19 protein-coding genes are annotated in these 17460 nt (G+C 54.9%); 11 read left to right on the top strand and 8 right to left on the bottom strand.

Features of this window, described 5'->3' with window-relative positions; genetic code table 11:
- Positions 1-4: 4 nt before the first annotated feature.
- The 5 genes from HALA3H3_RS06425 to HALA3H3_RS06445 all read right to left on the bottom strand — a co-directional run bounded on the left by HALA3H3_RS06425 (position 5) and on the right by HALA3H3_RS06445 (position 4365).
- Positions 5-1861 carry an ABC transporter ATP-binding protein gene (locus tag HALA3H3_RS06425; protein WP_022520774.1) on the bottom strand — a complete coding sequence of 619 codons (1857 nt, stop codon included), beginning with the start codon at positions 1859-1861 and terminating at the stop codon, positions 5-7.
- A gap of 230 nt (positions 1862-2091) precedes the next feature.
- Positions 2092-2427: a hypothetical protein gene (locus tag HALA3H3_RS06430; protein ID WP_022520776.1), complete on the bottom strand. Its 336-nt coding sequence runs from the start codon at positions 2425-2427 to the stop codon at positions 2092-2094.
- Positions 2428-2529: 102 nt separating this feature from the next.
- Positions 2530-3564: a histone deacetylase family protein gene (locus HALA3H3_RS06435; protein ID WP_022520777.1), complete on the bottom strand. Its 1035-nt coding sequence runs from the start codon at positions 3562-3564 to the stop codon at positions 2530-2532.
- Between the two features lie 35 nt (positions 3565-3599).
- Positions 3600-3899 (bottom strand): GIY-YIG nuclease family protein, encoded by a 300-nt coding sequence (locus HALA3H3_RS06440; RefSeq protein ID WP_022520778.1) that lies wholly within the window; start codon positions 3897-3899, stop codon positions 3600-3602.
- Complete coding sequence (locus HALA3H3_RS06445) at positions 3892-4365, bottom strand: YchJ family protein (protein WP_022520779.1); 474 nt, start codon at positions 4363-4365, stop codon at positions 3892-3894. The genes HALA3H3_RS06440 and HALA3H3_RS06445 overlap by 8 nt, the downstream gene beginning before the upstream one ends.
- A 184-nt stretch (positions 4366-4549) precedes the next feature.
- On the opposite strand from HALA3H3_RS06445, the gene HALA3H3_RS06450 reads away from it, so the two are divergent.
- Positions 4550-4861 carry a hypothetical protein gene (locus tag HALA3H3_RS06450; protein ID WP_022520780.1) on the top strand — a complete coding sequence of 104 codons (312 nt, stop codon included), beginning with the start codon at positions 4550-4552 and terminating at the stop codon, positions 4859-4861.
- Between the two features lie 81 nt (positions 4862-4942).
- Here the strand turns inward: HALA3H3_RS06450 and argE are convergent, their stop codons facing one another.
- A complete protein-coding gene (gene argE, locus HALA3H3_RS06455; protein WP_022520781.1) occupies positions 4943-6106 on the bottom strand; it encodes an acetylornithine deacetylase in 1164 nt (387 codons plus the stop codon).
- Between the two features lie 216 nt (positions 6107-6322).
- Between argE and ugpB the strand changes: the two genes are divergently transcribed.
- From ugpB to HALA3H3_RS06495, 8 genes are all read left to right on the top strand, one after another.
- Complete coding sequence (gene ugpB / locus HALA3H3_RS06460; protein WP_022520782.1) at positions 6323-7648, top strand: sn-glycerol-3-phosphate ABC transporter substrate-binding protein UgpB; 1326 nt, start codon at positions 6323-6325, stop codon at positions 7646-7648.
- A gap of 90 nt (positions 7649-7738) precedes the next feature.
- Positions 7739-8623: a sn-glycerol-3-phosphate ABC transporter permease UgpA gene (gene ugpA / locus HALA3H3_RS06465; protein ID WP_022520783.1), complete on the top strand. Its 885-nt coding sequence runs from the start codon at positions 7739-7741 to the stop codon at positions 8621-8623.
- Between the two features lie 18 nt (positions 8624-8641).
- The gene (ugpE, locus tag HALA3H3_RS06470) at positions 8642-9484 is read left to right on the top strand and encodes a sn-glycerol-3-phosphate ABC transporter permease UgpE (protein WP_022520784.1); all 843 of its coding nucleotides are present in this window, start codon (positions 8642-8644) and stop codon (positions 9482-9484) included.
- 1 nt (position 9485) lies between these two features.
- The gene (locus HALA3H3_RS06475; RefSeq protein ID WP_022520785.1) at positions 9486-10541 is read left to right on the top strand and encodes a sn-glycerol-3-phosphate import ATP-binding protein UgpC; all 1056 of its coding nucleotides are present in this window, start codon (positions 9486-9488) and stop codon (positions 10539-10541) included.
- 90 nt (positions 10542-10631) lie between these two features.
- Entirely contained in the window at positions 10632-11861 is a 1230-nt protein-coding gene (locus HALA3H3_RS06480) for an RNA polymerase sigma factor (protein ID WP_022520786.1), read from the top strand.
- Positions 11862-11943: 82 nt separating this feature from the next.
- Entirely contained in the window at positions 11944-12789 is an 846-nt protein-coding gene (locus tag HALA3H3_RS06485) for a YciI family protein (RefSeq protein WP_022520787.1), read from the top strand.
- Complete coding sequence (locus HALA3H3_RS06490) at positions 12786-13148, top strand: YciI family protein (protein ID WP_022520788.1); 363 nt, start codon at positions 12786-12788, stop codon at positions 13146-13148. The genes HALA3H3_RS06485 and HALA3H3_RS06490 overlap by 4 nt, the downstream gene beginning before the upstream one ends.
- A 21-nt stretch (positions 13149-13169) precedes the next feature.
- Entirely contained in the window at positions 13170-13538 is a 369-nt protein-coding gene (locus HALA3H3_RS06495) for a DUF1428 domain-containing protein (RefSeq protein ID WP_022520789.1), read from the top strand.
- A 24-nt stretch (positions 13539-13562) separates the two neighbouring features.
- On the opposite strand, the gene HALA3H3_RS06500 is transcribed toward HALA3H3_RS06495, so the two are convergent.
- Complete coding sequence (locus tag HALA3H3_RS06500; RefSeq protein WP_022520790.1) at positions 13563-15233, bottom strand: bifunctional metallophosphatase/5'-nucleotidase; 1671 nt, start codon at positions 15231-15233, stop codon at positions 13563-13565.
- A 175-nt stretch (positions 15234-15408) separates the two neighbouring features.
- Here HALA3H3_RS06500 and phnD point away from each other — a divergent pair, with 175 nt between their 5' ends.
- Both phnD and HALA3H3_RS06510 read left to right on the top strand, forming a co-directional pair.
- On the top strand, positions 15409-16350 hold the full coding sequence (phnD, locus tag HALA3H3_RS06505; protein ID WP_022520791.1) for a phosphate/phosphite/phosphonate ABC transporter substrate-binding protein: 942 nt from the start codon (positions 15409-15411) through the stop codon (positions 16348-16350).
- A 112-nt stretch (positions 16351-16462) separates the two neighbouring features.
- Entirely contained in the window at positions 16463-16888 is a 426-nt protein-coding gene (locus HALA3H3_RS06510; protein ID WP_022520792.1) for an ATP-binding cassette domain-containing protein, read from the top strand.
- A 128-nt stretch (positions 16889-17016) separates the two neighbouring features.
- On the opposite strand, the gene HALA3H3_RS06515 is transcribed toward HALA3H3_RS06510, so the two are convergent.
- On the bottom strand, positions 17017-17460 hold a 444-nt coding region (locus tag HALA3H3_RS06515; RefSeq protein ID WP_144410447.1), incomplete at its 5' end, for an IS5 family transposase.

Below are 17460 nucleotides of genomic sequence, written 5' to 3' on the forward strand. Positions count from 1 at the left end.
CTAACTATGATGCCAAACGCTCGGCGCTGCCTACTTCCTGGGCAACGAAATGACCGCTAGCCACCTGCACTAATGACCAATGTTCTGGCTCATCACCGACCTTACGAATGGGGCTAAGAATATCGCCCTGCAGCAATGTACGCTCCCGCCTCTGTGCGGGGTCGGCCACGGGCACAGCGCTCAAGAGCTTGCGGGTGTAAGAGTGCTGAGGCGAATCAAACACTGCCCGGCGCTCGCCTAGCTCGACAACTTGGCCAAGGTGCAATACCGCTACGCGGTGGCTCATTTTTTCCACTACAGCCATATCGTGGCTAATGAACAGATAGGCCAAGCCTTCGTCTTGCTGCAACTCCATAAGCAGATGAATGATCTGCGCTTGGATAGAAACATCGAGGGCGGATAGCGCTTCATCAGCAATGATCAACTTAGGCTTGGAAGCCAAAGCGCGGGCGATACAGATGCGCTGTCGCTGGCCGCCGGAAAACTCATGAGGATAGCGCTCAGCTTGATCAGCGCTCAAACCAACGCGCTCAAGTAACTGATTAACGCGATGACGGATTGCTTTAGCACCGTGCAGCAAGCCGTGCGTACGAATGGGTTCGGCTATCGAAAAGCCCACGGTTTTGCGGGGATCCAAGGAGGCAAACGGATCTTGAAAAATGTACTGCACTTCTTGGCGCAGGCGCATTTTTTCTGCCCGGGACATGTCGGCCACGGCCTTGCCACCAAAGCGTATCGTGCCACTGGTGCTTTCCTGCAACTGCTGAATGGTGCGCCCGATGGTCGACTTGCCAGATCCCGACTCGCCTACCAGCGCCAGCGTCTCTCCAGGAAAAATGCTGAAACTGACATTTTCCACCGCATGGACGCGATGGCTAACCCCCCCAAAGAACCCTTTTCGGATATCGAAACGGGTGACTAAATTTTCTATCTCCACCACCGGGGCTTCATCGATTCTAGCGGTATCCTGCTGACGACTTTCACCCAGAGTGCGCGCAACATTTCCATCCAGCACCACTAATGGATCCATGCGTGGAAGAGCTTCGCCCTGCATACTGCCAAGTTTAGGCACCGCCGCTAACAGTGCTTGGGTATAGGGGTGTTGGGGGCGGGCGAAAATCTCCTCCACCGCCCCTTCCTCGACCTTTTCGCCATGGCGCATGACTACTACCTGGTCGGCCATCTCCGCCACCACCCCCATATCGTGGGTAATGAAGATAACAGCCATCCCTAGTTCCTGCTGCAGGTCACGCATGATGGTAAGTATCTGCGCTTGAATGGTGACATCCAATGCGGTGGTGGGCTCATCGGCAACCAGCACTTTTGGTCGGCAGGCCAGCGCCATCGCTATCATCACTCGTTGGCGCATGCCGCCGGATAGCTGGTGGGGGTATCGTTTTAACAGCGCTTCAGCATCGGCCAGGCGCACCAGTTTTAACAGTTTTACTGCTTCGACCCGCGCCGCGTCTTGGGTTAGCTTCTCATGCAATACCAGCACTTCGGTAATCTGATCGCCAATAGTGTAAACAGGATTCAGCGACGTCATTGGTTCCTGAAAGATCATGGCGATTTCCTTGCCACGTATCTTGCGCATCGCTTTATCGGAAAGCTGGGTAAGATCCAGTGGCTGAGAGCCGTTGGCATCGCGATTAAACAGTATCGAGCCACTGGTAATCTCGGCGTTCATGTACTCTACCAAGCGCATGATAGCCAGAGAAGTCACCGATTTACCCGAGCCAGATTCGCCAACGATTGCCGTCGTTTTACCGGGATAAACATCAAAACTCAGATTTTTAACAACCTGGTTGGAGCCAAAATTCACGCCCAAGGAGCGAACCGATAGCGCTGGTGTAATGGTCACAAGATGTATTGCCCCCTGCTCTTAGATAGCGTTTTTTTAAAACGTTAGTCGAGTAGACATATCCTTTCAAACTACTCATCTTATTAAACTTTTGTCAATACATCGTTATTAAGCACCTACTAATTCTTCTGCCATTAAAAAATTCGGCTACCTGTTAAGACATACATCTCGCGCACAAAAAAAGCCCCATCGCAGGAGCTTTTGATCGCAGTTAGTGCTGATGGGTGCTGTTACCCCACCCGGTGCTGCTTGAGCACGGTGAGGCTTCGCTCTTCCTCGCTTTGCGGCTGGGAAGGTGCTTGGCGGGTACCGACCAGCACATACCACTCTGCCTCTGAAAGGTAGGTTTGACACCAGCGGCCAAGGTCGGCTGCGCTCTCTTCGCGGCTAGAATCGCCACAGCGGTAGTCGTTCGCCAAATGAAGGAGGTCTTGACGGGCGGTACGCGCACGTGCGTTGCCACCGTGTACTTTTACCAGCGGGCAGCGTCGGTCATAGGCGGCGTTGGTTAACGCATTAAGCCAACGCTCCAATTCATGTGCCTGAATTCCACCATACACTGCCACGCTTGAGCTCCCTGCCCCGTTGAAAGGGCAATAGCCTGCCCGATTTAGGGGCCGCTGTCACGGTTAACCTTTACCCTTGTTTAGATGCAGTTCCAGGCCGTTTTATAGCGCCTGTTCAAAACCTTGTAACACGTTGACTACATTGACACCTATTTCATCTACAGCATAGCCCCCTTCCATCAGAAACACGCTGGGTAAGCCTACTTGGGCCAGGTGCTCACCTAACGCTGTGAAATCTTCGCTGGTAAAGGTGAAGGCACTTATGGGGTCACCTTCGAAGATATCGACCCCTAACGATACGATCAGGCATTCACACTCCGCGGCTTTAATTTGCGCCAAGGCTAGCTCAAGTGTGGCCATCCACCTGGTAACGCTGGTGCCCGGCGGCAACGGGTAATTGACGTTAAAGCCCTTACCTGGCCCTTCGCCGTTTTCATCAGCGTAGCCCAAATAGTAAGGAAATGTGACCTCAGGGTCGCCGTGCAGTGAGATAAACAGCACATCATCACGCTTGTAGAAAATCTGCTGGGTGCCGTTGCCGTGGTGAAAGTCGACATCAAGAATGGCGACCCGACGTTTGCCTGCATCCAGCGCTCGCTGGGCGGCAATGGCGGCATTGTTAAAGAAGCAGTAACCGCCAAACTGATCAAACGCGGCGTGGTGGCCTGGCGGCCGGCATAAACCAAAACTGGGTTCGCCGGTTTGTAACGTATGCTCTACCGCGCCTAACGCCACGTCTTTGCTCGCCATGGCGGCTTCAAAGGTTCCTGCTGAGATCGACGTTTCCGCCGCCAGCGCGTAGTAGCCTAGCTGACCGCTAACCGATCGCGGGATGCGGTCACCACGCATGGTTCGTGCGGGCCAAATATTGGGAATCGCCTCCCCCTCATGCCCAGCCGCCTGCCACTCTTGCCAACAGTTGGCTAGAAACGTTACGTACTCTTTGTCATGCACCGCTAATACGGGGGCTAACCCATAAGCGCTAGGGGTACGAATATCCCCAAGCCCGGACTGGTGAAGATGCTTTAGCACTAGATCAAGGCGTTCGGGGCACTCAAACGGGGTCACCAGCGCGCCGTCATGTAACTCCGTGCGCGCTTGGCGCAAACGGCTGTCCTCTGAGTAAAACGTCAGCATGTAGGTTCCTTAATCTACGCCTAACGGAAAAGAGTCTAGTTAGCTTCTAATTGTACAGGCCACTGCTTGGCCCAGCGGCGCTTTTGGCTCGGTGTCTGTTGCTTTAACTGATATTCAGCCCGGCTTGCGGCGGCGCGGTCTTCAAACGGTTCGGCACCCAGCAGTGCAACAGGCGGATTTGCACGGGTATAACGCGCCCCTTTGCCGGTGCAGTGCGCTTGATAACGCTTTGCCAGGTTATTGGTAATGCCCGTATAGGTGCCACGCTGGCACTCCAGCAAATAGAGATACCATTGCGGTTCGGCTTTGTGAGGCTGAACGATGCCACTATTCACCGCAACATACCTTTAATTTACGCCCACTACCACATAAGCACGGGTCGTTGCGGCGTGGTTTCAGGCGGGTAAGCGTGGGTGTTCCGTCTATATACCACCAGCGTTGCTGCTCTTTAACGAAGCGGGAGACCTCTTCTAATACATGCCAGCCTTTTTGCACTCGCCCCCTTTCATAAAAACAGGCACGAAAATGCACGTAACCGATATTGTCGAGCGGCGGTTCTGCGGAGACGATAGATAGCGACTTCCACTCAGCGTCAGGATCAGGCGCAAGCTCTGCAGGGCGGGTAGAGGGGTGCCATGTCGCCAACAGGTAGTCGCTACGCCCTAGCACAAAAGCCACATAGCGAGAGCGCATCAAAGCTTCAGGCGTGGGGGCAAGCCCGCCTTGGTGATAACGGCCACAGCACTTATCAAGCGTTAATAAGCTACCACAGGGGCAACTTGGATCAGTTGTGGAGGTCATAGAAAAGCTCGTTAGTCACATCTTTTATAGCCTAACCGATACGCCCTATGCGCGTCGCCCAACGCGTATCACTATTGTTCGATATTTATGCTGCGTTAGGTATATAGTAGTGGGGCAATACATTCAGACGATGGGGTACGAAACACGATCGATCATTCTTTCCAAAATTTTTGGAGGTTCTCCTATGAAGGTCTTTAAACCGGAATGGCAGTGCACGTTTAGCGTAAACGAAGGCGCGGAAGAATCAGCAACTTGGAAAGAGAAAATCGCGTGGCGGCTCAGGGGAGTTGCGGATCGGCTGGAAGGTGGTGGGCGCACGGTAAAAATCGATTATCGAGTGACGCCAGCGGTTAGCCAACAGGAAGTCGACACTTGCTTAGGCAAGGGCTTCGAAGTAACTCAACGCCTGCTAACGCAGTTAGCCCAACAGCAGGCGTGCGAAGATGTGATGCGCCATGCCAAAGCTGAGCTGTTTGAACAACATCCTCAGCACTGAAAAAGCGACATGGTATGAAAGCACTACAAAAAATCCCACCCCATTAGCCGGGTGGGATTTTTTTGGGCAGTTATTAGCTAGTTAGACAGTCTTCTCTAACGCTTTACCCATCTTCGTTAGAAAATCCTCACACGCTTCAAGCTGCTCAATATCAATATATTCATCGGGCTGATGCGCCTGGGCGATGCTGCCAGGGCCAAGAATTATTGTCTGCAAGCCCTGGCCCTGGAACTGCCCCGCTTCCGTGGCGTAAGCCACCGCGTGGTCGCAGCACCCTGCGGGCAAATGGTCTTTGGCTAGGCGAAGTACCTGATCGTTTTCGCGGTCGGCCAGGCCCGGCACTGTCACGTTTAGCGGCTCAGTAGTAATTTCAACGTGCTTGCCTTTGGCCTGCAGCTCAGCGCTTAGCTGGGCGCAATAGGCCTCAAAGCGCGCGTATATTTCGTCGAAGGTGTCCGTGGGCAGATGGCGAATTTCCCACTCGAACTGGCACTCCCGCGCCATAATATTGATCGCCGTACCACCTTTTATTTTGCCGACGTGCAGGCTGGTGTGAGGCACGTTAAAGGCCTCATCGATGCGCCCCTCTTCCACCAACGCCGCCATGGTGTCCTCAATAAAGGTCACTAGCCTTGCCGCTACGTGGATGGCTGAGGTGCCTTGATTGACCTGGCTGCTGTGAGCTTCCTGACCAATCACGGTGGTACGCAGATTGGTCGCCCCTTTCTGCGCTACCACTGGCTGCATGCTGGTGGGCTCGCCGACAATCACATGGGCGGTGGTGGAGTAGTGTTCGTAAAAGCGCTTAATGAGGCTTGGCGCACCCACGCAGCCGATCTCTTCGTCATAGGAGAAACCCAGATAAATCGGCTGCTGCAGAGGCGCTTTCGTCCAAGTGGGCACCATCGACAATACGCAGGCGATAAAACCTTTCATATCGCAGGTGCCGCGCCCATAAAGGCGCCCACCGCCACCATCACGCAGGGTGAACGGATCGCTCGACCAGGGCTGCCCCGCCACCGGTACCACATCGGTATGCCCGGAAAGCATCACACCGCCCGGCGCCTCTGGGCCAATTCTTGCGATCAGGTTGGCTTTGGTACCGCAGGGGCTCATCACCCGCTCGGCGCTAACGCCATACTCTGCCAAATAGCCTTCCACATACTCAATCAGCGCCAGATTGGATTCACTGGAAGTGGTATCGAATGACACCAGCTTCGTCAGTAAAGTGGTCACGTCAGTCATACTGCTCTCGTTAGTTGGACTCTTCCTATCACACTATCATCGCCCTCTTCCTTTTCCTACTCAGTAGGCCTGCTGGCAGCGCAATGTTGACTGTCACGGCAGGTTCATCGTGCATTCACTAAAACGTCATCTACACTTCTTAATGTTCAGTGCATCTAAAAATCTCAACAAACGCATTGCACGCCTGACTAAGTTCAGGCCTATAAGGAGCTTGTTATGTCTCGTTTCACACTGCACGCGCTTGCCGTAGGGGTGGCGACGGCCAGCCTAAGCCTGTCTGCTCAGGCGGCAACAGAGATTAGCTGGTGGCACGCCATGGGCGGCCAACTGGGCGAAATTCTCGAAGAGATGACCCAAGACTTCAACGAGTCTCAAGACGACTACCACGTTACCCCCAGCTATCGCGGCACCTATACCGAAACGATGACGGGCGCGATCGCCGCCTTCCGTGCCAACGAGCAGCCGCATATCCTGCAGGTGTTTGAAGTCGGCACTGGCACCATGATGAACGCCAAAGGCGCCATCTACCCAGTGTACGAGCTGATGGAAGAGCATGGCCGCGCTTTCGATAAAGAAGCCTTCCTGCCCGCCGTCGTGGGTTATTACACCGACACCAACGGCAATATGCTTTCTTTCCCGTTTAACTCCTCTACGCCAATCATGTACTACAACCGGGACATGTTTGAAGAAGCAGGCCTGGATCCCGAGCAACCCCCACAAACATGGGACGAAGTGGCCGATTTTTCACGCCAAATCGTCGAGTCTGGTGCGGCCAGCTGTGGCTTTACCACCTCCTGGCCTAGCTGGGTCATGCTGGAAAACTTCTCCGCTTGGCATAACGTGCCGCTAGGTACACTGGAAAACGGCTTTGGCGGTATGGAAACCGAGTTTACCTTCAACAATGAGCTGGTCGCTCGCCACTGGGACAACCTCCACGACTGGCAGGAAGAAGGTGTCTTTAAATGGGGTGGCCCCGGCTCCGGCCCCGACTCTGAGCCGATGTTCTACTCCCAGGACTGCGCGATTTTCTTCGGCTCTTCTGCTTCACGTGCGGATGTCGCCGCCAATTCAGAATTTGAAGTTGGCTTTGGCATGCAGCCCTACTACGACGACGTAGAAGGCGCACCGCAGAACTCGATTATCGGTGGCGCCACTCTGTGGGCACTGCAGGGCCATAGCGATGACGAATACGAAGCCGTTGCGGCGTTCTTTGAGTACCTCTCCCAGCCCGAAGTACAGGCACAGTGGCACCAGCAAACCGGCTACCTGCCCATCACTCAGGCCGCTTGGGATCTGAGCCAAGAACAGGGCTACTACGAAGAGAATCCAGGCGCGGATATTTCGCTGAAACAGATGACTCTCAACGAGCCGACCGAGAACTCCAAAGGCCTACGCTTTGGTAACTTCGTGCAGATTCGCGACATCATCTCCGAAGAGATGGAAGCGGTGATGACCGGTGACAAATCGGGTCAGGAAGCAGCGGATGAAGCAGTAGCACGCGGCAATGATCTGCTCCGTGATTTTGAAGCTGCCAACCAGTAAATAAGTACTCACTTCGCCGCCTACCCTTCTGGGTAGGCGGCGATTTCGTTTGTTGATGCTTGTTTTTGCTAACAATTTGCAGAGCTGCCCATGCAAACCAAACGCATGACCTACCCTGGTCGCTTTTTGCCCTACGCGCTGCTGACGCCCCAGGTGATTGTGACACTGATTTTCTTTATCTGGCCTGCGGGCCAGGCGCTGTATCAGTCGCTACTGCGCGAAGACGCCTTTGGGCTGCGCTCAACGTTTGTGGGTCTTGAGAACTTTGCCCGTCTATTTCGTGACGGCAGTTATGTCAATTCGCTATCGGTGACGGTGGTATTCGCCGTGGGCACTACCCTGCTATCGATGACAGTGGCGCTTTTATTGGCCAGTACCGTCAACCGGATGATTCGCTCACGCAGCACCTACACCACGCTACTGGTGTGGCCCTACGCCATCGCCCCCGCGCTTGCGGGCGTGTTGTGGTGGTTTATCTTCAACCCCTCTATCGGCATTGTGCCCTATATGCTGGAAATGGTGGGTTACCAGTGGAACCACCGTAACTCGGGCAGTGACGCCATGCTGCTGGTGATTTTTGCCGCCGCCTGGAAGCAGATATCCTATAACTTTTTGTTTTTCCTGGCGGGCTTACAGTCAATCCCGCAATCGCTGATTGAAGCCGCCTCCATTGACGGCGCCAGCCCGACTAAGCGCTTCTGGACGATTATTTTCCCGCTGCTCACGCCGACCACTTTCTTCTTGCTGGTGGTTAATGTGGTGTATGCCATGTTCGACACCTTCGCGATCATCCACGCCACCACCGCAGGCGGCCCGGCCCAGGCCACTAACATACTGGTTTACAAAGTGTATGCCGACGGTTTTGTCGGGCTAAACCTTGGCTCGTCCGCGGCTCAGTCGGTGATTCTGATGGTGATTGTGGTGGCATTAACGATGATTCAATTCCGCTTTATTGAGCGCCGAGTCAATTACTAAGCCTTTGGGAGAACGTTAATGGTTGAAAACCGCCCTTGGGCTAACCTGATAGCCCATATTGTTTTGATCTCTGGTGTCGCGCTGGTGGTTTTTCCGGTGTATGTCGCGATCATCGCCTCTACCCATTCCCTATCGGGTTTGCTGCAGGGTACGCTGCCACTGCTGCCCGGTGGCCACGGGATCGAAAACTACACGCGCATGTGGCAGTCGGGCGTCTCCAATGCCGGCGCACCGCCGGCCGCCCTGATGCTGTGGAACAGTTTTATAATGGCCATGGCGATCACAGTGGGTAAGCTGTCTATTTCGCTGCTTTCCGCCTTTGCCATCGTCTACTTCCGTTTCCGCTTCCGGATGTTCTTCTTCTGGGTGATCTTCGTCACGTTGATGCTGCCGGTGGAAGTGCGCATTATTCCGACTTTTCAGGTCGTTGCGGATCTTAAAATGCTCAATAGCTTTGCCGGGCTATCGATCCCGCTGATTGCCTCGGCTACCGCAACCTTCTTGTTCCGCCAGTTCTTTATGACCATTCCCGAAGAGATGCTCGAAGCCGCCCGGGTCGATGGCGCCGGGCCACTGAAGTTTTTTAAAGACATCTTAATGCCGCTGTCGGTGACCAATATCGCCGCGCTGTTTGTGATCATGTTTATCTACGGCTGGAACCAGTACCTCTGGCCGTTAATTATCACTACCGACCCTGATTATTACACCATCGTAATGGGCATTCAGCGCATGACCTCGGAAGAGAACCCACAGTGGCAATTAGTGATGGCCGCGGTGGTCATGGCAGCGCTGCCGCCTGTATTAGTGATTCTGTTTATGCAACGCCTATTTGTGAAAGGCCTGACCGAGACGGAGAAATAAGATGGCCAGCATTACCTTGGAAGGGCTAAAGAAAACCTATAGCGGCGATGTTCAGGCCGTCAAAGGCATCGACTTACAGATTGAAGATGGCGAGTTTGTGGTGCTGGTGGGGCCTTCCGGCTGCGGCAAATCTACCCTACTCCGCATGGTGGCGGGGCTTGAAACCATTACCGAAGGCACGCTCAAAATCGGTGACCGGGTGGTCAATAAGCTAGAGCCCGCCGAGCGCGATATCGCCATGGTGTTCCAGAACTACGCGCTCTACCCGCATATGACGGTGTACAACAACCTAGCTTACGGCCTCAAGAACCGCGGGTTTAACAAAGAAGACATTGAAAAGCGCGTGCGAATTGCCGCCAAAATGCTCGAGATCGAAGAGTTTCTGGAGCGCAAACCGCGCAAGCTCTCTGGTGGTCAGCGCCAGCGCGTCGCCATGGGCCGCGCGTTGGTGCGCGACCCGGCAGCCTTTCTATTCGATGAGCCACTTTCCAACCTGGATGCCAAACTGCGCGTGCAGATGCGCGTGGAGATCAAACAGCTGCAGCGGCGCCTGAAGACTACCAGCCTGTATGTGACCCACGACCAGCTGGAAGCCATGACACTGGGTGACCGTTTAGTGGTTCTTAACGCCGGGCAGATTGAGCAAGTGGGCACACCCATGGATATCTACGCCCGCCCCGCCAGCATGTTTGTCGCCGGGTTTATCGGCTCCCCCGCCATGAACATGCTGCCGGTGGATTACTTGAACGAACAAGGCGCCAATGGCCTGCTGGATAACCTGCCCGACGGCACCGATGTCGTCGGCATTCGACCGGATGATATGCATCTAACGCCGCCGACCGCGCCTCACCTAATTGTCGACTCAACGCTGGCGCTGTTTGAAGCCGCGGGGGCCGAAAGCCACCTATATGTGACCCTCGCCGATAGCGACCAGCCTACAGTCATCCGCGTTTCGGGGCAGCCGCCCGTTGCCGAAGGCGAAACCCTGCGATTTTTTGTGACCCGCGACGCTCTGCATCCTTTCAACAGCGCCACGGGAAAACGCACCGGGGATTGAATACCTATCCCCCGAAAGACAAAACAAGAAAAACAAGTCAACGGAGAAACCATGCGCTACGTTTGAGATAAAGCTTACGGATCTCCCTTGATGAGTACTGAACCTTCATACGTCGATGACCTGTATCGTGAGCACTCCCGGCGCGTGCAGGCGACGCTGATACGCCTACTGGGGGATTTTGAACTAGCCGAAGAAGCCATGCAGGATGCCTTTGTGGCGGCGGTTCAACAGTGGCCGGTTAACGGCAAACCTGACAACCCCACGGCATGGCTAATTCGCACCGGCTACCACTGCGGAATAGACCAAATTCGCCAACGCAGTACTGCTCGCCGTCGGGCTCACTTGCTATTACCCACAGATGAAGCGCTGGATCTTGAGCCCACCACCATCGAAGATGACGCCTTGCGGCTGCTATTCACCTGCTGCCACCCAAGTTTGAGCATGGAAGCACGGATTGCCCTGACGCTTCGCGAGATGTGCGGTTTGACCACTGAGCAAGTAGCCAGCGCGCTACTGATGAAGCCTACGACGCTGGCACAGCGTATCGTACGAGCCAAACGCAAAATTCGCGATGCGCATATCCCTTATGCCGTGCCTACCCAGGAAGAGCTGCCCGAGCGTTTACCCGATGTGCTCCAAGTCATCTATCTGGTCTTCAACGAAGGCTACTCGCGCAGCACGGGCGCCAGCGTGGTCGATATCAGCCTAACAAAAGAAGCCATGCGACTGGGTAATGAGCTGGCGCGGCTACTGCCCCAGGGGGAAGTATTTGGGCTGATGGCTTTGATGCTGCTTAATGATGCCCGCCGGGATGCGCGCCAGGATAGCGACGGTGAGCTGGTAACCCTGGATGCTCAGGACAGACGCCTATGGCGCCAAGAGGATATCCAGACCGGCATTGCATGGCTGGAACAGGCGCTGGCGCTCACCCCCACCGGGTACTACACCCTTCAGGCGTCGATTGCCGCCGTACATGCCCAGGCTAGCCGCGCCGAGCTGACTGATTGGGGGCGCATCGTCAGGCTCTACGACGCCCTCTGCCGACGTTTTCCATCACCCATCCTGGCGCTGAACCGTGCGGTCGCTATTGCCATGAATGGTGCACCCGATACCGGCCTGAAGTTACTCGACGACATCGCTCAACACCCGCAAATCAACCGCTATTATCTATTTCATGCCGCCAAAGCGGATTTACTGCGTCGCCAAGGCCAGCATGAGGCCGCGCGCAGCGCCTATCAACAGGCGCTGCTATTGGTCACCCTGGATCCAGAAAAACGCTTTTTGAACAGGCGATTGGCAGAACTCGAAAATTCCCCATAAAAAAATGCTTAGGCTATGTCGATTCAAGACGACGCCAAACGACTACAGAGAGTCACTACCCTGACCAACCAGGAGGCTCTCAATGAAATTCATGCTGATACGCCGTGCCGATGCCAACACCGAGAATGGCGCTATGCCATCCCAGGAAATGTTTGCCGCCATGGCTGCTTATAACCAGCGCATGACCGAGGCAGGCGTGTTTTTGAGCGGCGATGGCCTACATCCGACCAGCGACGGGTGTCTGATCCGTTTCAAAAACGGTGAGCCCACCATCATCCCCGGGCCTTTGTCTCCAGCCAGTGAGCGTATTGCCGGTTACAGCGTGCTCGAAGCACCTTCACTGCAGGCGGCCATTGAGTGGGCCCAGCAGTGGCCCACCCAGGATGCCGATGGCAACGTGACCCTTGAATTACGGCGCTACTTCTCGCTGGAGGATTTTGAGCCCGGTGCCGGAATTGAGCAGCACCGTAACCTTGCTCGTGTACCGGATGCCATGAACGTGCATGTCGCCTTTCCCGGCACCTGCCGGGAGGCCATGCAGTTCTATGCCGATGTCACCGGAGGGCATTTGGAGTGCCTGTTGACCTATGCTGACACACCCGCCGCTGAACACACGCCGCCCGCCCTTCATGACCGCATCATCCATGCCTCACTGAACCTGCGTGGACGCCGCTTGATGGGTGCCGATATGGCGGCTGACTGCTATACACCACCGCAAGGGATAGAGGTTCAATTGGAGTATCAGGATATCGAGCAGGCCGCACGAACCTTTGCTCAACTAGCGGAAGGTGGAAAGATGATCATGCCGTTCGAAGCGACCTTCTGGTCACCAGGGTTCGGCATGACGGTAGATCGTTTTGGCGTCGGCTGGATGGTAAACGTTCCGTCAGACAACTGCCCCTTGGCCACAGAAGGAGACTCCCCATGAAGTACGTTGCGCTGGTCTATTACCAGGAACAGATTATCAACGCCATGAGCGAACAGGCGTGGCACGACCTCAACCAGGAGTGTATTGCTGGGGTTGAGCGCCTGAGCGCCAGCGGCCACTACCTGGCCGGGCAGCCGTTACAACCGACGGAGACCGCCACCACCGTACGCGTGCGCGATGGCGAGACGTTAATCTCCGATGGTCCCTTTGCGGAAACCAAGGAGCAGTTGGCCGGTTTCTACCTGCTCGAAGCCCACGACTTGAATGAGGCGCTGCAGCTGGCTAGCCGTATTCCACCAGCCCGGCTGGGCAGCATTGAGGTACGCCCCGTTCGAGAACTCCCCTCTAAAGCAGAATAAAACAGTAATAGGAGAACAGCCATGAGCAAGCTTACACACCCTTATGTAGATGGTTTCGTCGCTGCCGTGCCCAGCGCTAATAAAGATGAGTTTATTGAGCATGCCCGTGCCGCGGCCGTTGTTTTCAAGGAACACGGCGCACTGCGGGTCGTGGAGTGCTGGGGAGACGATGTCCCCGAAGGGGAAGTGACCTCCTTCACCATGGCGGTCAAGCGCAAGGATGACGAAAGCATCATCTTTTCCTGGATAGAGTGGCCATCGCGCAGCGTGCGCGATGAGGCCATGCCCAAAGTGATGCAAGACCCGCGCTTGCAGATGGACGTTAACCCGATGCCCTTTGATGGCAAGCGGCTAATCTTTGGCGGCTTTGAAAGCATCATTGATGAGTAAGCGCTACCCGTGGCCCGGAACTCACTACGACGCTTCCTGGGCCACATCCTCTGGCACCACACCTTCTTGAGCTACATCAGTAATCCGCCCTTCCACCTGGTAGAACACCTCTTTACGTTCCACCATATAGTCGCGCAGCATCTCCCAATCCGTATTGCCGACGATGGTGTTGCGCCCATCTTCATAGGCAGCGCCAAGTACCGTATGACCGTCGCCGCCAGCAGCGGTAAAGTTATTGGTGGCGATGGTGTAAGTACGCTCGGGGTCAATCGCCTGCATTGCGCCTTCCTGGGCAACGCTTAGGCTAACCACCCGCTCGCCCGACGGCTCGCCGCTGTCGTATATCAACTCAACGCCTGCCGACACCTGCAGAAAACCGCCGCCTTCGCCGGGGGCATTGGCCAGGGCGATCTCGAAGGTTTCCAGCAGCTCGGCGCCAGTGACGTCAAGCAGCGTCAGGCGATTGCCAAATGGCTGCACGGCGATCAAATCACCCACAGACACATCCCCACTCTCAATCGCTTCACGGATGCCGCCGCTATTCTGAATCGCCATAACCGTGTCGGGTGCCACCTGCTGCGCAGCATGCAACTGGGCATCGGCGATTAAATTGCCCAGCGCTGTTTCATTGGCACGCACGCTCCGTTCATCGCCACGCCCATGGCGCGGGTTGGGTAGCGTGGAGATTACCTTGGCGCCGACCTGGGTATCCCGCAGTGTCTCAATCTCAGCGGTGTAGGATTCAAGCCGCTTGGCGGCATCAGCGTCCGCTTCGCGATCGTCGGCAGCGAGCAGTTCACCGCTGGCATCCACCACCACGCCGTTTTCGTCGAAGGTGACCTGCATAACGCCCAGGTGCTGGCCATACTCGCCTGCCTGGCCAATCACCGTCGGTGATAGGAGCTTCTCACCAGCGCGGCTCTCGCTCAGCAGCCTGGGGGGCGACACTTGGGTATGGCTGTGACCACCAATAATAATGTCGATGCCTTCGACATGCTCTGCCAGCAGCAGGTCATTACCTACGCTGGGGTCACTGTCGTAGCCCAAGTGGGTAAGGGCAATAATCTTGTTAACGCCCTGCTCTTCAAAGCTTGCCACCATGGCTTCAGCCGCTTGGCGATAATCGCTGATGGTGACGTGGCCAGGGCTGGAAATCGTCTCACTGTCCTGAGTGCTTAACCCAAAGATGCCGATTGGCTCGCCGTTATGCTCAACGATCATGCCGTCATAAAGCGCCCACGCCTGCGGCTCAGCGCTGACTGAATCACCCAACATGTCAGCAAACTCCGGGCCTGCGGAGAAGTCCAGATTCGCCCCTAAAATAGGAAACTCGGCGCCTGCGAAAAACGCCGCTAGCGCTTGGTGCCCCTGTTCCGGGTCACCCAAATCGAACTCATGGTTGCCGGGCACAAAGGCGTCGTAGCCCATTAAATTCATAAATTCGAGGGCATCCTGGCCTTGAAACTCTGTGAAGTAGAGCGTGCCTGTAAAGATATCACCGGCATCCAGCAGCAACCCTTCGCCAAAGCGCTCCTGCGCCTCATTCAGCGTGGTAATTAGATAGGGGTACTGATCGGTACGCCCATGTAGATCGTTGGTGTGAAATAGCGTCAGGGTGTAGTTATCAGCAAAGGCAGGAGGAACGGTGGCAAATAACGCTGTCCCTAGCGCCAAGCCATAGCGGTGAAAACGCATTTTAAGTGACTCCTTTCATAACAGTGTCCAGACACTTTAGCAGTAAAGATGCCTGCCGGGAGCGTCATAAATCCGTGATTAAATCGTCATCTTCACTACACCTTACCGTCATTGCCAGCTGCCACCCTAGCTACCACTTCAATGTAGACTTTTTTCATCGGCAGGATAACGACTAATGCATAAAGCCAATGTCAGTACTAACCGTTTCCATAAAAACCGTGTTCGTCAACAACTCGCCCGTAAAACAGCACTAAGCCTAGCGATCGTAGGGGTGGCATCGCTTGCCACCTCGTCAAGCGTGTTCGCCAATGATGATTTGAGCAATGTGTGCCCTAACCCGATCCGCATGGCGGATACCGGCATTGAAGGCATGGGGCCACTAGAAGAGGCTTTCGGCCCCTTCGCCGAAGCGTTTGAAACCACTACCGGCCTTGAGCTGGAGATGTTTAGCCTAAGTAACCGTACGGCTGCGGGCACGGCGCTTCAGTACGACGATGTTGATCTTGTTTTTGCCGGCCCGTCTGAGTTTGTGCTGTTCGACCGTGAAAGCGATATCGACATTCTGTTTGCCATTGAACGCCCGCATTACGGCAGCAGCTTTTTTGTACCCGCCGACAGCGATATCGACACTCTGGCGGATCTGGAAGGTCACCGCGTAGCGCTGAAAGATGTGGGCTCCACCAGCGGGCATATTTTCCCCAGCCAAATGTTGGTAGACGCGGGCCTCGATATTGACCGTGATCTGGAAATTATTATGGCCGGTGATGCACGCATTGCGGCACTCGTTAATGGTGATGTAGACGCAATGGGTGGCGGCAACCGAGATATCGAAGAAATTCAGGCCATGGATCCCGACGGTGAATACCGCGTAATCGCCAAAAGCGATGTGCTACCTGGCGACCCGGTGGTGATGCGCGGCTCTCTGGATGATGCCTGCAAAACAGCCCTACGCGAATCGCTTAGAGCTAATGCCGACACACTATGGAACGCATTGGTTGCGACCGATCGCAACGAAGATAAGTTCCTAAACCGGGACTCTTCGCTAGGCTTTGACCGCACCAACGCAGATTACGACGTAGTACGCCGCGCCTACGAAGCAGCGGGTATCGATCTGTAAACATCTCTCTCTTTTCGCTCCACAACGGCACAGGGATGTGCTGCTAATAAGCAGGTCTGTCCATGAACATTCAATTTATCCACCTCCTGCCGCTAACGCAGGAGGTTTTTTTATGAAGGCTATCAGCGTCCACAATCTGCATAAACACTACGGGCAGTTGCACGTACTGCGTGGCTTAACGCTAGAGATTACTCGAGGCGAGTGCGTCATTTTGTTGGGTGCGAACGGCTGCGGTAAATCGACGTTAATGCGCTGCCTAAATGGTCTAACATCCCATGATCATGGGGAGATCACTATTTTGGGCGACTCCCTCACTCACCTTTCTAAACCACAATTACGCCAGCTACGACGCAAAGTGGGTGTGGTTTTCCAGCAATTTAATCTGGTGCAGAACGTCAGCGTGTTTCAAAACGTGCTCTATGGCGCCATGGGACAGCAACGTTTTGGCCTGCTCGCCTCGCTCGCTTGCCTTGCTACTCATGAGTTGCGCGAGCGCGCTATGGCCTCACTTGAACGCGTTGGGTTAGGGAAGGTCTGAATAACTGCCGATATTCATCAACGCTTACTTGAGCCTACAAAAAATCGAAAATTTAGACACTCTTCTCCCTTTCTTTGTGTATTTTTGCTCCTTTCCCGCTCATTGAGCGGGAAAGGAGCGCAATCGCCCTATTCCCATAGGTATTTCTCACTGATCAGCAGGTTGCTGAACGCCGCCAGCAAGTGCAGGCGCTGAGTGTTTTTGGCCAGTCCACGATAGCGAGCCTTGCCATAACCAAAAACTTGTTTGATGTACCGAAAGGGGTGCTCCACCTTGGCACGGATACTGGCTTTGATGTTTTCGACTTTCTGTCGCCTGGCATCTAGCTTCTTGCGGGTGCCAGGCCGTTTGGCAATATACCAAGAGATATCGTTGCGGTGCTTGTGCTCGTCGCGTTTTTGAATACCCAGGTAACCGGCATCACCGAAGACGCGTTGCTCTTCACCGTGAAGGAGCTTATCGGCAGGCACAATGTCATGGACATTGGCAGCCGTGGTCTCGATGCTGTGAATCAACCCAAGCTTATCGTCGACACCTATATGCATTTTCATGCCAAAGTGCCAAGAGCTACC

Source organism: Halomonas sp. A3H3 (assembly GCF_000982975.1).
Lineage (GTDB): Bacteria > Pseudomonadota > Gammaproteobacteria > Pseudomonadales > Halomonadaceae > Vreelandella > Vreelandella titanicae.

Excerpts from the sequence above, each read along its gene's own strand:
- HALA3H3_RS06435 (WP_022520777.1), bottom strand. The coding sequence starts at position 3,564 with ATGCTGACGTTTTACTCAGAGGACAGCCGTTTGCGCCAAGCGCGCACG.
- HALA3H3_RS06445 (WP_022520779.1), bottom strand. The coding sequence starts at position 4,365 with ATGACCTCCACAACTGATCCAAGTTGCCCCTGTGGTAGCTTATTAACG.
- HALA3H3_RS06450 (WP_022520780.1), top strand. The coding sequence starts at position 4,550 with ATGAAGGTCTTTAAACCGGAATGGCAGTGCACGTTTAGCGTAAACGAA.
- argE (WP_022520781.1), bottom strand. The coding sequence starts at position 6,106 with ATGACTGACGTGACCACTTTACTGACGAAGCTGGTGTCATTCGATACC.
- ugpB (WP_022520782.1), top strand. The coding sequence starts at position 6,323 with ATGTCTCGTTTCACACTGCACGCGCTTGCCGTAGGGGTGGCGACGGCC.
- ugpA (WP_022520783.1), top strand. The coding sequence starts at position 7,739 with ATGCAAACCAAACGCATGACCTACCCTGGTCGCTTTTTGCCCTACGCG.
- ugpE (WP_022520784.1), top strand. The coding sequence starts at position 8,642 with ATGGTTGAAAACCGCCCTTGGGCTAACCTGATAGCCCATATTGTTTTG.
- HALA3H3_RS06475 (WP_022520785.1), top strand. The coding sequence starts at position 9,486 with ATGGCCAGCATTACCTTGGAAGGGCTAAAGAAAACCTATAGCGGCGAT.
- HALA3H3_RS06480 (WP_022520786.1), top strand. The coding sequence starts at position 10,632 with ATGAGTACTGAACCTTCATACGTCGATGACCTGTATCGTGAGCACTCC.
- HALA3H3_RS06485 (WP_022520787.1), top strand. The coding sequence starts at position 11,944 with ATGAAATTCATGCTGATACGCCGTGCCGATGCCAACACCGAGAATGGC.
- HALA3H3_RS06490 (WP_022520788.1), top strand. The coding sequence starts at position 12,786 with ATGAAGTACGTTGCGCTGGTCTATTACCAGGAACAGATTATCAACGCC.
- HALA3H3_RS06495 (WP_022520789.1), top strand. The coding sequence starts at position 13,170 with ATGAGCAAGCTTACACACCCTTATGTAGATGGTTTCGTCGCTGCCGTG.
- HALA3H3_RS06500 (WP_022520790.1), bottom strand. The coding sequence starts at position 15,233 with ATGCGTTTTCACCGCTATGGCTTGGCGCTAGGGACAGCGTTATTTGCC.
- phnD (WP_022520791.1), top strand. The coding sequence starts at position 15,409 with ATGCATAAAGCCAATGTCAGTACTAACCGTTTCCATAAAAACCGTGTT.
- HALA3H3_RS06510 (WP_022520792.1), top strand. The coding sequence starts at position 16,463 with ATGAAGGCTATCAGCGTCCACAATCTGCATAAACACTACGGGCAGTTG.